The 14,228-nt window shown below is 61.9% G+C and carries 8 protein-coding genes; 5 read left to right on the forward strand and 3 right to left on the reverse strand.

Annotated elements, in window-relative coordinates:
- Nucleotides 1-162: 162 nt before the first annotated feature.
- Nucleotides 163-1,143 carry a sensor histidine kinase gene (locus tag ACP693_RS10285; protein WP_426017075.1) on the reverse strand — a complete coding sequence of 327 codons (981 nt, stop codon included), beginning with the start codon at nt 1,141-1,143 and terminating at the stop codon, nt 163-165.
- A gap of 204 nt (nt 1,144-1,347) precedes the next feature.
- Here ACP693_RS10285 and ACP693_RS10290 point away from each other — a divergent pair, with 204 nt between their 5' ends.
- On the forward strand, nt 1,348-3,009 hold the full coding sequence (locus ACP693_RS10290; RefSeq protein ID WP_426017073.1) for a response regulator: 1,662 nt from the start codon (nt 1,348-1,350) through the stop codon (nt 3,007-3,009).
- Between the two features lie 275 nt (nt 3,010-3,284).
- On the opposite strand, the gene ACP693_RS10295 is transcribed toward ACP693_RS10290, so the two are convergent.
- Entirely contained in the window at nt 3,285-4,358 is a 1,074-nt protein-coding gene (locus ACP693_RS10295; protein ID WP_426017071.1) for a hypothetical protein, read from the reverse strand.
- Nucleotides 4,359-4,514: 156 nt separating this feature from the next.
- Nucleotides 4,515-5,348, reverse strand: a complete 834-nt coding sequence (locus ACP693_RS10300; protein WP_426017070.1) for a hypothetical protein — start codon at nt 5,346-5,348, stop codon at nt 4,515-4,517.
- Nucleotides 5,349-6,061: 713 nt separating this feature from the next.
- On the opposite strand from ACP693_RS10300, the gene ACP693_RS10305 reads away from it, so the two are divergent.
- The 4 genes from ACP693_RS10305 to ACP693_RS10320 all read left to right on the forward strand — a co-directional run bounded on the left by ACP693_RS10305 (nt 6,062) and on the right by ACP693_RS10320 (nt 14,221).
- Nucleotides 6,062-9,829: an NACHT domain-containing protein gene (locus ACP693_RS10305; RefSeq protein WP_426017068.1), complete on the forward strand. Its 3,768-nt coding sequence runs from the start codon at nt 6,062-6,064 to the stop codon at nt 9,827-9,829.
- The gene (locus ACP693_RS10310) at nt 9,816-12,128 is read left to right on the forward strand and encodes an AAA family ATPase (protein WP_426017066.1); all 2,313 of its coding nucleotides are present in this window, start codon (nt 9,816-9,818) and stop codon (nt 12,126-12,128) included. Before ACP693_RS10305 ends, ACP693_RS10310 begins: the two co-directional genes overlap by 14 nt.
- A complete protein-coding gene (locus tag ACP693_RS10315) occupies nt 12,129-13,049 on the forward strand; it encodes an HNH endonuclease (RefSeq protein ID WP_426017065.1) in 921 nt (306 codons plus the stop codon). It abuts the gene before it with no gap.
- Between the two features lie 242 nt (nt 13,050-13,291).
- Nucleotides 13,292-14,221 carry a HEPN domain-containing protein gene (locus tag ACP693_RS10320; RefSeq protein WP_426017064.1) on the forward strand — a complete coding sequence of 310 codons (930 nt, stop codon included), beginning with the start codon at nt 13,292-13,294 and terminating at the stop codon, nt 14,219-14,221.
- Nucleotides 14,222-14,228 lie beyond the last annotated feature (7 nt).

A 14,228-nucleotide genomic window follows, 5' to 3' on the forward strand; every position in this document is an offset into this window, starting at 1 on the left:
GAAAGGCATTGCGTCCCAATCGCTGGGTCGGCTTACAGTTCGAGCGTCACCGCAGAAAAAGCCCTCCAACCCCGATCTGGCCCCTTGTCTCGGCTGAACGCGCGACCGGCCCTGCGGCGTTTCACGATCCGATCGACCCGAGGCGTGTCCTTGGCTCCGAGCCTAAAGATCACCGGGTCGGGGCCAGGTGAGCGTCGCGACCGAACCCTTCTCGGCGGGCGACAGTGACCAGTCCCCGCCAAGCTGCCGTGCGAGCCCGTGGACGATCTTGAGGCCCAGACTGGCTGGCTCGGGGCTGGAGGGGATGGATGCCCCGACCCCATCGTCGGCGACGCACAAGGTCCGGTGCGCGCCGTCGTCCGACAGGCTGATGGCGATCCGGCCGGGTCGCGCGGGAAAGGCGTGTTCGAGCGCATTGTTCACGCACTCCAGCATGATGAGCACGACCGGCGTGGCCTCTTCGGCGGACAAGATGACGCCGTCCCCGGAAATCGTCACCGAGACGTCGTCACGGGCCGCCGCCGTGAGCGCGTCGTCGGCGACCTCGCGGGCAAGGGCGTTGAAGGCGGCCGTCTGGTGTTCGGCCTCCGCGAGGTTCCGCTGGATGCGCGCAACCAGAGCCGTGCGGGCGGAGGCGTTGCTGAGGGCCTTGCGTGCGCCGGGGTCGGCGGCGCCGCGCGCCTCGATGCTCAGCAGGGCGCTGACGACCTGGATGTTGTTGGAGACGCGATGTTGCACCTCCTTCAGCAAGAGGTCGCGGCTGGCCGCCAGGGCGGCGTTGCGCTCGACTTCGCGGGCCAATCGGCGCGAGGCGCCGTCCATGCCGACGATGAAGAAGATGTCGACGGCCACGACGAAAACGTAGAACCCCACGGCGACCAGGGTCGCGACCCCGAGATCGAAGCCGGTCGGACCGATCCAGAACCACCAGGCCGACAGGCCCGACAAGGTGGCGGTGAGGATGGCGGGGCGAAGGCCCGCGTAATAGGCGACGAGGACGACCGCCGGGAAGAAGGTCAGATAGGGAAAGCCGGGCGGGAACGAGTGCGCCAGGGCGTAACGCAGCGCAAAGGCGACCAGCCAGGCCAGGATCGCCAAGGCGTAGCCGCGCCAGATCGGGGCTCGAAAAATGTCGTGATGCATGAGGCTCCACAGACGCAGGTGCGCTGACAGCAACGCTTATCCGCGCCGATTTTCAAGGAGTCCAGTATCTTAGCCGCATCTGCGCGCGTTTGCCCGCTGGACGACTGGAGATTCACATGCTTTCCATGCGGCTCTGAGATCGGACGACGGAATACGAAAGCCATGCAGGATGAACGGGCGTCAGGCCAGCCTGCGGATGGCGAAATGGAAAGCCCGAACGAAAGCCTGATGGGGCGCGTCGGCAAGAGGCACTGGAAGCAGAGCGTCATCGACCATGACGGCCTCGACGACCGGGGCGGGGTCTTCTTTGCGGCCTTGGAGATGACGCGAATGCCGATGATCCTGACGGACCCCCGCCAGGACGACAATCCGGTCGTGTTCGCCAACAACGCCTTTCTGGATCTGACCGGCTATGAGCTGGGGGAAATCCTCGGCCGCAACTGCCGCTTTCTCCAGGGCTCCGAGACCGACGACGAGACGGTCTCGGCGCTGCGACGCGCGGTGGCCGACCGCGAGGCGATCGCCATCGAGATCCTGAACTACCGACGCGACGGCTCGGCGTTCTGGAATGCGGTCTTCATCGGCCCGGTCTATGGCCAGGACCAGGAACTGCTCTATTTCTTCGCCAGTCAGCTGGATGTCACGGCCCGACGCGAAGCGCAGCAGCAGACGGCCCAGTCCCAGAAGATGGAGGCGATCGGCCAGCTGACAGCCGGCCTGGCTCACGACTTCAACAATATCCTGCAGATCATCGACGGCAGCCTGGAGCGGATCGATTCCCGGCGCGACCAACCCGCTGTCCTCGACCGCTTCCTCAATGCCGCGCGAACGGCGGCCCAGCGCGGCGCGTCACTGACGCGACAGCTTCTGGCCTTCGCGCGGCGCAGCCGGCTTGAGCCGAAGGCGGTGGAGGTGGCCGCCCTGATCAACGGGTTTGCGGAGCTGCTCGACAGCACGACGGGAACGGCCTGCACCCTGCAACTGAACCTTCAGCGCCGGCTTCCCTCGGTCAAGGTCGATCCGGTGGTGCTGGAGACGGCGCTCCTGAACCTTGTGATCAATGCGCGCGACGCCTTGGGCGGGGAGGGGGAGATCACGGTCGCGGCCCGGAAGCTGAACCTTGCCGACGGTGGTCGTGGCGGCCTTGCCCCCGGCGACTATGTATCGATCGAGGTGAGTGATCAGGGTCCCGGCATGCCTGCGCATGTCAGGGACCGGGCGGTCGAACCCTTCTTCACGACCAAGCCCACCGGCAAGGGGACCGGCTTGGGTCTGGCCATGGCGCACGGGTTCGCGTCTCAATCCGGCGGCTTGCTTGAGATCGACAGCGATGAGGGCCAGGGCACGACGGTCCGCCTGCTCCTGCCCGCGCTCGACCCCCGAGACGGTCTTGAGGCCGAACCTTCCAACTTCCACGCACGCCCGGTCAGTTTGACGACGCCGCCTCGGGTGCTTCTGGTGGAAGATGAGGAGCAGATCGCGGCCATGTCTTCGGAGATTCTCGGCGATCTCGGCTATCGGGTGACCGTGGCCCACAACGCCGACCGCGCGCTGGGGATCTTCAAGGCCGCTCTGGAAACGGGCGGATTTGATCTGGTGTTTTCCGACGTCGTCATGCCCGGCGAGATGAACGGCGTGGCCCTGGCGCAGGAAATCCGCCGGCTCAGCCCCGCCACGCCCATTCTGATGACGACCGGCTACAACGATCAGATGGCGCTGGAAGGCCCTCAGGCCGAAGCGATGGACGTGCTCGGCAAGCCCTACAAGCCGGCCGAGCTGATCGATCGCATCCAGACGGCGCTTCGCAATGGGGCGAGGACGGGGCCCGGCCGACAGCGGTCCGACTTCGGTCACGCCGAGTCCTGAAGGTCGCAGGCGTCCTGGAGGGACGCGCTTTGATGGGCGGCACATCTGATATGGCGGCAGCACCGATTTCCCGGACGCGACCGTCACATGGGCCGATATCATTGCAGGCCAGGTGGCGGCTCCGCGCAAGTGCGGGCGGCGCGCTGTAGATTTCAGACCGGATCAACAATTGAGGGGCTTGAGACGGGCCGCCGAACAGCGAGCGGCGCCAATGTCGCAGAATGACTCGTTGCGGACTTTAAGAACGTCTGGCCTCGGGCGGGGCGCGCGCGCTGCTATGCCAGACTGTCGGGTGTTTCGATCTCCAAAATGGATGCCTCACCCCATCCTAGGTGCTCCGCTACGATCAGTGGGCGGAGTTCCTTCCAGATTTCGAAGATCTGTTGGCGGTAGGGTTCGGGCACCGACTGGGGATGGGTAGTCGATTCAAGAAATGTCGGCAGTCCGTCGCGCTGCTCGAGATAGCGAATTTGCCAGTACATGGTGGCCGTGACCGTCGCGTGCTCCATGACCTTGGCTGCGAATTCAAGGTCATGGAGCGGACCCACATGCGCCCGCACGCTGGTGTTCTGGACGAACCAAAGGATCTGACGGATCAAAAGGCGCATACGCATCGCTGGCGGGGGGTGCGTTCCTTTCGCCGCTGAGCCAATCGGCGTGCCAGATTCGTCATCGAATAGGAAAAATAAGCACATCGCTCCGACCGTAAAGCACCAGAGGTCCCTGATGGCGAGCGGCCCGGGCGTGGTAGCTAGGCTGGCGATCATCAGGTTTGTCGCCTCGTGGTCGGCCGCCAATTCAAAGGCGTGGCGGACAGCGGCATCGCGGCCTTCAAGCGGTGCCGCACCTGCAACGGCCATCTCCATGATGGTTAGGTTGTCGCCGAGCAGCGTGCCTGCGCCGACAGCTTCGGCGACATTGCCGTGCCCCTGAAACAGGTGCGCTTGTTCGTGCAGATAAAGCCAATGCAGCGTCGTGCGCATAATGTTTATCTTCGCGGCCTCAACGCTGAGACCATCCGGGAGGACGTCGCGCCGGCCATCATAGTCAAGCGCGTCGTAGATTTCGTCGTATCGAGAGTCGTTAAAGTGGTGAGCGCAGAACTCCGTTAGCACGAAAGCGTCTCGGTAGATCTCGCTTCCCGCTCCGTAGCTGATGGTGATTTCGTGACTTCCTGTGGGCCCAATGCCTGCGTCAGCCCTGAAGGCCCGCTGGGCCGCCCACAGAAGCCTAACCTCCCCACCGTGCAGTGCATATTGTCGATCCGAGAATGCCGCTTTCGCCTGGCTCACCAAATCTTCGACGAGCGCCGTCACCTCTGGGTTGACGATGTATTGGTCCTCGTTCAACGCCGCACGCCTGCTCAACAACGCCTCCATATTTCCTAACGACGACGTGATTTATTGCTCTACGGACTGCAAAAATGGCAGTTCCGTCCAGGAATGGGGAGGAAGCCGAGTTCTGGTATGGCGCAGTACCGGCGCCCCCAGTCCCTTGCTGAGCGATTAGATCATGAGTTGAATGCTGCGCGATACGGGGTCCACCGTTGAGCTCATCGTGCGCCGAGTCGGCTCGGACACACGCTGACCTCCGATGCGAGCGAGAGTGATCGTTTCTCGTTGGATTTCCAGTCCGTCGAACTGAGTTGACTCGGAGCTTGCCAGTGAGAGGGGAGCGGTCGCCAACTTTTCGATAGCGCGGGCAAGACCTAGAGTCGACGATGCGGAGGTGACCCCGGCTGGACTGTTTTCTGACAGGCGGATGATCACTTCGCCAGCAGCGTGGTCGACCCGAAGCAGCCGATGCAGGATTTCATGCAGAGACTTCGAGTACGATGTGACGGGACCGTCTTTGTGGATTGCGCGATCTGAAGCCTGGCCCTCGGCGTATTGAGCGGTGACACGATAGACGACAGCCGTGTCTCCGGTTCTTTCCGACACAAAGACCCCGGTGTTCAGCTCACGATCCTTATGCTTCATGTGGTTGCAGACGATCGCAGTCGGCGCGCCCAACCGCTTGGCTGTTTCGAGGTAGTGCTTTATGTACGCCAAGTCAGGCTTCGACCTCCCGAGCGATAGTCTGAAGCCGAGCCGTTTGCCGTACAGCTCAAATGTTTCCGCCGCCTCGTAGATGAACCTTTTCATTGCTACCTGGAGCGCACGTGGCTGGAAGGTTTCACCGGCCCGAAACTTCGTCCGAAGGTCGGCAAGGGCTTCTTCGACGTCGCCTGCCGCCTCGCTCGTCCGCCGCCAGCTCGTCGCCACCGCGGTCTGAATGTGAACATCGTCCCGGTCGGTGGTGGGAACGGCGACGCTGCGGGTCGCAAGCGCCCTGATCAATCGCGTTTCGAGATCTCCCGCGCTTGTTCGCTCTAAAGTAATCACCGCTGCAGTATCCGTGTCTGATCTGTTCTCTGACGGTCGCACTTTTTTTGGCTTTACGGAAGCAACGACCCAGCGGCCCAATCTATGGGCACGAGAAGAGGCTCATAGCTGAGCCTGACATTCATAAGGGCCTTGGGACCCCTTGGTCTCGGAAGGTTTAAATCACAGCTCGTTGGTGTCAGAAATCATCGCGTTTCCGCTTCCTGAATGTCTATTCCCGGGTGCCGAGCGAATTTCCGCAACTGGCGGCGCATTGGCGACATCGGCCAATGACTGACACTGACTCAAAGCGGGATTTGGCGACGTCTGCTCTCGGGAAAGACGTTGATTAGCTGCCGAACGCGGAAGGTCCGCTCTGCGGGCCGTCGGAGCTGGTTCAGACTTTATGAAGGTCGGTTCATATTCGATCCTGAATGATTCAGACGCCGGAATCGCGGGCACGCGAATCTCGTTAGAGGTGAGTAGTGAAAATCGGTGTTCAGTTACGGGCTCAGCAGGGCGGCGGTCGTGACCTGACTTAGTTAAGGGAGCGGAGGAGTGGCGACGTGGAGAATCGACCGAGTGTTTCGAAGCTTGGCTTAGGGCGTCCTTCTCGGCACAGTTGCACCACGGGCGGCGGATGAAGCCGTCGATTCCAGCCGCAACAGTCGGCCAAGTTCGAGACCCTGATGTCCACCGCCGTTCCCCTATCACGTCAGTTCGTGTCCATCTCTCGGGCCTACCAAACTGAGGATTTAGCGCTCGGTGAGGCTTGGCAGTCGCTCGCTGGCGGGGAGCGAAAAGGCTGGCGCGATCTCTTGGCCCAGTTCCGCGTCGTGATCCTGGCGGAGGCTGGTGCGGGAAAGACTTATGAGCTTATGGCCGCCGCTCGGAAGCTGAGCGAGGAGGGCTGCCCGGCCTTTTTCATCCGGATCGAAGACATCCACGCAAACTTCGAAAACGCGTTCGAAACCGGCGACGAGGCCGCCTTTCGCGATTGGCTGGCCGGCTCTGAAGAAGCCTGGTTTTTCCTCGATTCCGTCGATGAGGTTCGGCTGGGAAACCCTCGCGCGTTTGAAGACGCTATCCGGGCATTCGGCGCGAAGATTCGTGACGCTCGCCAGCGGGCCCATGTGGTCATATCGAGCCGGCCTTACGCGTGGCGAAGCGCCTTGGATCGCGCGCTGATCGAGGAGGTTCTTCCCTTCGCATCCAGCGATACAAAAGCCGAGACCGGCGACGACAGCGAAGAGGGCGCTACTGTGACTGTCTCGCAGGTCAAATCCGAAGACGGCACGCCCGTCGAACTCTACTTCCTCGCCCCGCTCAACGACGCGGACATCAGTCTGTTCTCTGAGCATAGGGGCGTCCCGGATACTGGGCCGTTTTTGGAAGCTGTGAAGCGCGGCGCGCTCATGCCGTTGGCGCAGAGGCCATTCGATCTTCAGGAACTCGTCGAAAGCTGGACGGCGCGAGGGGTGTTTGGGTCTCGGCTGGAGGTCTTGCAAACGAGCATTGGCCACCATCTTGGGGCGCTCAAAGGGACTTCGCTCGTCAAGGCAAGGACGGCGGCTGAAGAGCTTGCGGTCGCCGCTGTTCTGACCGGTAAATCGAGCTTCCGCCTACCAGGCGGCGGTGGCGCGACAGCGATCCAAGTTGATGACCTGCTTACCGGTTGGTCTGATCCCGAGATCACCGGTTTGCTGGGAACCGGGCTGTTCAGTGAGCCCGTCTATGGAGAGGTTCGGTTTCGCCACAGAGAAATCAGGGAGCTCCTGGCCGCAAGCTGGTTCGCCGCTCGGATGGACGATCCCAACGCGCGTGACCATCTCGACAGCCTCATCTACCGGAGCCAATTCGGGCAAACCAGCCTGGCCCGCCGGCTCCGCCCGATCCTGCCGTGGCTCATCCTGCTGGACGATGGCGTGTGTGAAGTGGTCCTGAGCGAATACCCGGAAGTCGCGGTTGAGGGCGGGGACCCCGCCAGCCTAAAGCTCGACGTGAGACGGACCATGCTGTCGGCGTTGATCTACCGTCTTATCGAGCCTGCATCGATGGTGAACGGTCTCGACAACAGCGAAGTGGCGCGCATCGCCCAAACGGATATCGCCAGCGAGGTCCTAAAGCTCATCGTCGAGCACCGGACGAACGACGACGCCTTGTTCGTGCTCGCACGTCTCGTCTGGCAGGGGCAACTGGCGATCTGTGTGCCGTTGATGGTCGAAATTGCGTCGGATGTGCACAGAGGGATCTATACCCGTCTGGTAGCGATCCGAGCCGTTGGCAGTGTCGCGCAATCGACTACTCTACTCGCGTTGTGGCGCGACCTGATCGCTCGCGGCGATCTCTTGCCAAGACGACTGCTTGCAGAGCTGCTCGATCATGCTCCTGGAACCGCTGAAGCAGTTGACCTGATCTTGGCGTCGATCGACCGGCTCGAACCCCACAAGGAGTTCGAGGTCACCGGCTTGAGGCAAGGGTTCACGGGATTTATCGAACGTCTGCCCGCCCCGACCACCTCCGCCGCAGACCCGGTCACAGGGCTGATCATGGGCCTGGCCGGCTTTCTCACGCGCGCGCCTCACGTGGAGCCGAAGGATTGCGAGATCTCCGAAGAGCATGCATGGCTTGTCGGGCCTGCTTTGCACGTCGCTGAGAGGCTGGTGGATGCACGACATCCCACCGCGCTCAACCCTGCAGTCTTAGCGGTTCTCGCAGGCGCAGCGAGCCTGCGGTTCTGGAAAAATGAGCGCTATGGGGAGCGCAGTTCCACCCTCGGCAAGACTGTGCCGCAGTGGGTCGAGCTCAATGATGCGCTCTTCTGGTGGACAGTTGGTCATCGACGACGGGCGTCGTCGGAGCCGCTGGTGGACGACTGGCCCGTCACGTGGATGGACCACTTTTGGGCCTTTGAGCAGGATAGCTTGTCACGCACGCTGTCTTGGGTCGCAAGCCGTTCCGGCGACGATCAGATGGTCGCGCTTTCACGTTCCGTGAGGACCTATGTGGAGGGTGGCAAGCAAGCCAGCAATCTGACCGCCCTCCAAGCCGAAGTGGCTGGGAGCCCTGCGCTGGAGACTGCGCTCGAGCAGAGACTCAACCCCCCGCCATCTTCTTCCTCTGAGAAATATGAGCGCTATGAGCGGGACCGCCTTCGCAAGAAACGCGAGCGCGACGATGAGGATGCGCGCCTGCGGGCTGAGTTCCACGCTCGTCTCGTCGCCGATCCTGCAGCGGTTCGGCGTCCTCCGGGTCTTGAGGCCGGCAAGCTGGGCGTGGATCAGTACAATCTCATGCGCGTCCTGGAGGGCGACGGGATGAGTTCCACATGGAGTGACGGAGCCAACTGGCGACGTCTGATCCCCGATTTCGGAATTGACGTCGCAACAGCTTATCGTGACGGCGCCATGGATGCGTGGAGAGCGTACAATCCCGGCCTGCGGTCGGACGATTGGGACGGGAACAGCACGCCCTACGTCTTGATCTTCGCCATGGCCGGGTTGAGCTTTGAACTTCAAGACCCGGCCGCACTCCAGGCGCTCACGCCAAAGCTCGCTCAGCGCGCCTTCCGATACGCTCTGCGTGAGCTTAACGGCTTTCCGAAATGGTTCGAGCCGCTCTACCGATCGAAGCCCAATGCCGCGCGTGAGTTTCTCTGGAACGAACTTCGGTGGGAACTTGAGAACACGCAGCCGGATCAGTCCCTCCATTACGTCCTATCGCGCATCGTTTACTACGCCCCGTGGCTCCATAAGGAGCTCGCTTCGGCCGTGCTGACGTGGCTGCAGGGACATGAACCCGCGACCCTCGAGGCTTTGGACCATTGCCGGGCGATCGTGATGGGCGGCGCAAGCGAGCCATCGGTCATCGCTAATCTTGCGAAGACCAAGCTTGCGAACGCAACGACGCCGGAAGCGCATCGACCGACGTGGCAGGCGCTTTGGATCGACGCAGATCAGGCGAGCGGTTTGCCAGACCTCAGAGGACGCCTTGACCGTGGGGAGATCTCGGACCCTGAGGCCTTCTGTACGGCGCTCTGCGTCGCGCTCCTCGGTCGCTTCCGGACGGCCAGCCCGCTATTTTGGACGTTCCGCACGCCGACTGCTCTGAAGGATTTTTACCTTCTGACACATCAACAGATCCGTGTTGCTGACGATCTCCATCGTGCGAACACCGGGGTCTATTCACCGACGGCCCGCGATGACGCTCAAGACGCGAGAGAGCGCCTGCTCGGCCTGCTGTCCGAACTGCCCGGTCAACTTGCTTATGAAGCGATCCGGGAGCTGGCGGACGCCCACCCCGACCCGCAATACAAAAACTATCTGGGCACCAAAGCCCGCAGACGCGCAGAGGCGGAGGCGGATCTGCCAAGCTGGACCGTTCTACAGGTCGCGAAACTGGCGAACCGCGTAGCGACCAGTGGCGCCCCCCGCGCGAGTTCTCATGCAGTCGATTAACCGTCCTAGCGAGCCGCCCGCCGTGCTCGGCCAGAGAGTGGCCGTGGCGTCGCGACGGCGTCTGCTCGAGTTCTGGTCCCTTGACCGTAAACGTCGTTCTCAGACCAGTCCCCCGCGCCTTGGCGTGCCCAGCGATGATCCGCAACTCGTGAAAGCCGTCTCAGCGATGAGCGGCGGACGATGTGCGTTCTGTGAAGCCCGAGGGTCTCTCGTCGTGCACCGCTTCCGGCCATCCGGGAACGCCCTGCCGCTCGCCGATCGAGCAGACCCGCACCTGTATTATCTCTGGCTCGCTGATGCGTGGCAGAACCTCCTACCCATCTGCGAAACCTGCGTTCCGGTTGAGGCCCAATTCCCAGTCGACGGCCCGCGGGCCAATCTGCCCTCGCTCCGGCAGGTCGAGGGTTATGTCGAGCGCAACGACGGCCTGTGGCGGGCCTATCCGCCTAAGGAAGTCGCGATGCTGCTAGATCCATGCTCCGGCCAGCGGTTCGAAAGGCATTTGACGGCCAAACTCGACGGCGAACTCATCGGTGATTCACGGCGCGGCGAACTGACGATCGCCATCTTTGATCTGAACCGGGCAGAGCGGCGCAATGAGCGTTATCAAGTCTACCAGGATCGGATTGACGAGCTGCAGGCGCTGCTCAACCAAGAGGTCTCGCCCAAGGGCGATAAAGGCTGGTGGGCCCTCTTCGATTTTTCGTCTCAGGAGTTTGGCGGGACGTGGTTCCTCCTCTTGCGTCGAATTGCGCGATGGATCGCGCTTGAACAGCGGCTGCAGCGAAGCGTGACAAGGTCAAACGTTCGAGTGTTCTTTGAACGGCTCGGGGGGGCGGGGGGCGCTTCCAGCACGTTCGCCTCCGCTCTCGCCGCGCTTCGCCGCGAAGATCAGAGCTTAAGGGGTGGCCGTTGGGCGTCGGGGGCGGTCTATACGGCGCGGACCCCAATGAAGCGCGTGCAGATCACGGATTTCAAGTCGATCGAGCGGTTGGCCTTGGAGTTCGGTAATGCGACCAAAGGGGAGGAGGGAGCATCTTCCAAAGCGGCGTCACTAATGATCCTTGGCGAAAACGCGACCGGCAAGAGCTCAATTCTCGAAGCGATCGCGTTGAGTTTGGCCTCCCGACAAGCGCATGTCGCGTTGGACCTGGACTGGGAGGATTTCCTTCTGGACCCCGCTCAGCTTGGCAGCGCCGACGGTCCCGCAGCTCGACGCGCTCGCGTGGAGATCGAGTTTGCCACCGGGCAGTTCGTTCGCATGTCGATCGAGCAAGGGGCTGATCCAAATCTGTCAGGCGAGCTCGGCAATCACCGGGTGCCCGTCTTCGCCTACGGCGCCTTCCGCCGCTTCTCGACGGGTTCGCGGCAGACGGCTCACGACCGGCATATCCGCAATCTGTTCGATGCCCATCACCTGGCTAATCCTGAGCCGTGGCTTAAAAAGCTACCGGCTCATCAGTTCGATATGGTCGTGCGGACCTTGCGCGATCTCCTCTCGATCGAGGGCGATTTCGACGTCATCCGCAGAAAGCCAGGGAGCCGGCGTCTGTACATGGTGACGGCCGTTCCCGAGCCCTCCGGGGAAATGCGGTTCAGTTGGACACCCTTCAAGGCCGTCTCCTCCGGATACCGCTCCATGCTGGCGATGGTGTGCGACATCATGAAAGGTCTATTGGACCGACAGATCTATGAAGCCTTCGACGGCTTTGAGACCGCGCAGGGAGTGGTGCTTATCGACGAGATAGAAGCCCACCTTCACCCCCGTTGGAAAATGCAGGTCATGGCCAGCCTGCGTGCGGCCCTGCCGGGCATGACGTTTGTGGTCACGACCCACGATCCTTTGTGTCTTCGAGGCATGGGCGACCACGAAGTCGTTGTCCTGCAACGCGTCGCCTCGAGCGATGCGGGGGTGGATAGCGAGATGCCGATGGTGGTCGAGCAGATGCAGGATTTGCCGCGAGCGTCAGACCTCCGCGTCGAGCAGCTTCTGACCAGTGATTTCTTCCAGCTCAATTCGACCGATGACGCCGCGGCGGATCGGCGCTTGGCGCACATCGCCGACCTCATGGCGGCGCGAACTCGGGGCGGACTTGCCCGAGGCGACGCTAAGGTCCTGAACGATTTCGAGGCGGATATCTCAAGCGCCCTGCCAGTCGGCTCCACGGAGGTTCATCGGCTTGTGCAGGAGGCGGTGGCAGAGTTCTTAGAGAAGCGGCGCGATGCGAGCAGTCAGACCCTGCGCGATCTGAAGGACACCACCAAGGCGGAAATTCTTCGCGTGCTGGAAGGCCTCTGAATGCGTTTCGTCGACAAAGGCGCTGTCGCAACGCCCGGATCGCTCATGCCCGGCGGGGTGGGGGATGACGAGTTGGTTAACGCAAGGGAGTATCACAACAATCCCCCTCCTATCCCAGCTGGAAAGAAGAAGCGCGATCCATTCAAATACAAGGCCTACAAAGAAGACGACGTCGAAGAGACGTTGGAGGGATTGTTCCACGGCAAATGCGCCTACTGCGAGACATTTTACGCGGCGTCAGCCCCAATGGATGTCGATCACTACCGACCAAAAGGTAAGGTCGCTGACGACCTTGGTCATGGGGGATATTGGTGGATCGCCATGGCGTGGGAAAACCTTCTTCCCAGCTGTATCGACTGCAATCGCATGCGCGGACAGGTCCTAGTTGAGATCTCTTCCAGCCTAGAGGTGCTCGCTCGCACCACCCGCCCCCCAAAGGTCAATGCCGGCAAGAAAGACAGCTTTCCGCTCGCCGCAGCTGGCGTGCGGGCTGTCGCCGAAGCCAAAGACTTCAGCGCCGAAATGCCCCTACTGCTCAATCCGTGCGTTGATAACCCTGCAGAGAGCCTAGCCTACGCCCTCGACCCCAAACATCCCGCCAGCCTCCTCATGCCCATCGGGGATGTCGCTCAAAGAGAGCGTGGAGCGGCTTCCATCCAAATTTATGGCTTGAACCGTCAGCGGCTGGTCGAAGATCGGACGCGATTGCTGCGCCAACTAGAGTTCCTTGGGAACACAGCAATCAGTTTCGCAAAGGTCGAGACGGGAGACGCAGCCGCCGCCGCGCGTGCCGGCCGCGATGAGGCCCTCGCCCAGATTAAAGCGCTTAAGGACGCGAAAGAACCATACTCGGCTATGGTCGAGGCTTGGTTTGAGGGCTTCAAGCAACGCTTTGCTGGCGGCGGTGGCGTTAACGACTAATAGTGAGTCTGAGCGTCGCGGCGCAGGGCTAGCAGATCGTTAAGTCGGGCGCGCGGATCGTCGAGGCGATGCGGGTCCGATCTGAACATCGCATGTTCGCACGAGAGCCAAGATCCGCTGGTGGCGCATAGCTGACGCCGGATCGCGACGACGGCCGACGAGATCCGTATCCCCGAACGTATATTTTACTTAGCTCTGCCGTTCGGAGATGCGTTCGTGTCGTTTTCGGTTAGAATCGTCCGATGCGGTCCGACCTCGACCATCTTCCTGAGCGCCAGCAGCGTGAACTCCAGCGAGTTCGCGATATCCTGCTTGCGGGTTTCGAATCGGCCAAGCACAGCGGCGGCGGGGCGAACTCCGGCTGGCGCCGTGCTGGCCAGGTCCTCAAGATCATCCTCTTCGGTTCCTACGCCCGTACGGATTGGGTCGATGAGCCTGAGAACGGCTACCTCTCTGATTTCGATTTGCTGGTTGTGGTCAACCACGAGAAGCTGACCAACATCGCCGACTACTGGTGGAACTCGGAAGATCAGATCCTTCGTGACCCCGCCATCGGCCGCACGGTCAATCTGATCGTCCACGACCTTCAGGAGGTGAACGCCGCGCTGCGGCGCGGGGAGTACTTCTGGACCGACATCGTTCGGGACGGCATCGCCCTCTACGAGATCCCTGGCCATCCATTCGCAACGCCGCAGCCGATGACGGCCGCAGAGGCTCACGCAAGTGCAGCCAGCGACTTCGCAAAACTATCGACCTCCATCGAGGAATGGCTGGAGCTGGCAGATGTCGCCCTAGCCAAGGGCCGGTCTGGCGAATGGCCCAAGAAAGCGGCCTTCAACCTCCACCAAGCCGTTGAAACTGCCTACGCCTGCTTCCTGTTGGTTCACACCTTCTATTTCCCGCGTTCTCACAACATCAAGTTCCTGCGGTCTTTGGCGGAGGATGTGGACACGGGTCTGGTCGAGGCCTGGCCGCGTGAGAGCCGGTTTGATCGCCGTCGGTTCGAACTGCTGAAGCGGGCCTATGTGGAGGCGCGCTACAGCGATCAGTACGATGCTTCGGTCGAGGATCTGGAGTGGCTGATGGCGCGCGCCCGCCGGCTTCGTGATTTGGTCGCTGACCTGTGCGGGCTGCGCATCGCGGCGCTGAAGGCCAAGGCTGACATGGGGTGAGGCTGGG

It is taken from the genome of Brevundimonas sp. TWP1-3, from assembly GCF_049896085.1.
GTDB lineage: Bacteria > Pseudomonadota > Alphaproteobacteria > Caulobacterales > Caulobacteraceae > Brevundimonas.

Bases quoted from the DNA above. Each gene is read 5' to 3' on its own strand.
- ACP693_RS10285 (WP_426017075.1), bottom strand. From the start codon at position 1,143: ATGCATCACGACATTTTTCGAGCCCCGATCTGGCGCGGCTACGCCTTG.
- ACP693_RS10290 (WP_426017073.1), top strand. From the start codon at position 1,348: ATGGAAAGCCCGAACGAAAGCCTGATGGGGCGCGTCGGCAAGAGGCAC.
- ACP693_RS10305 (WP_426017068.1), top strand. From the start codon at position 6,062: ATGTCCACCGCCGTTCCCCTATCACGTCAGTTCGTGTCCATCTCTCGG.
- ACP693_RS10310 (WP_426017066.1), top strand. From the start codon at position 9,816: ATGCAGTCGATTAACCGTCCTAGCGAGCCGCCCGCCGTGCTCGGCCAG.
- ACP693_RS10315 (WP_426017065.1), top strand. From the start codon at position 12,129: ATGCGTTTCGTCGACAAAGGCGCTGTCGCAACGCCCGGATCGCTCATG.
- ACP693_RS10320 (WP_426017064.1), top strand. From the start codon at position 13,292: ATGCGGTCCGACCTCGACCATCTTCCTGAGCGCCAGCAGCGTGAACTC.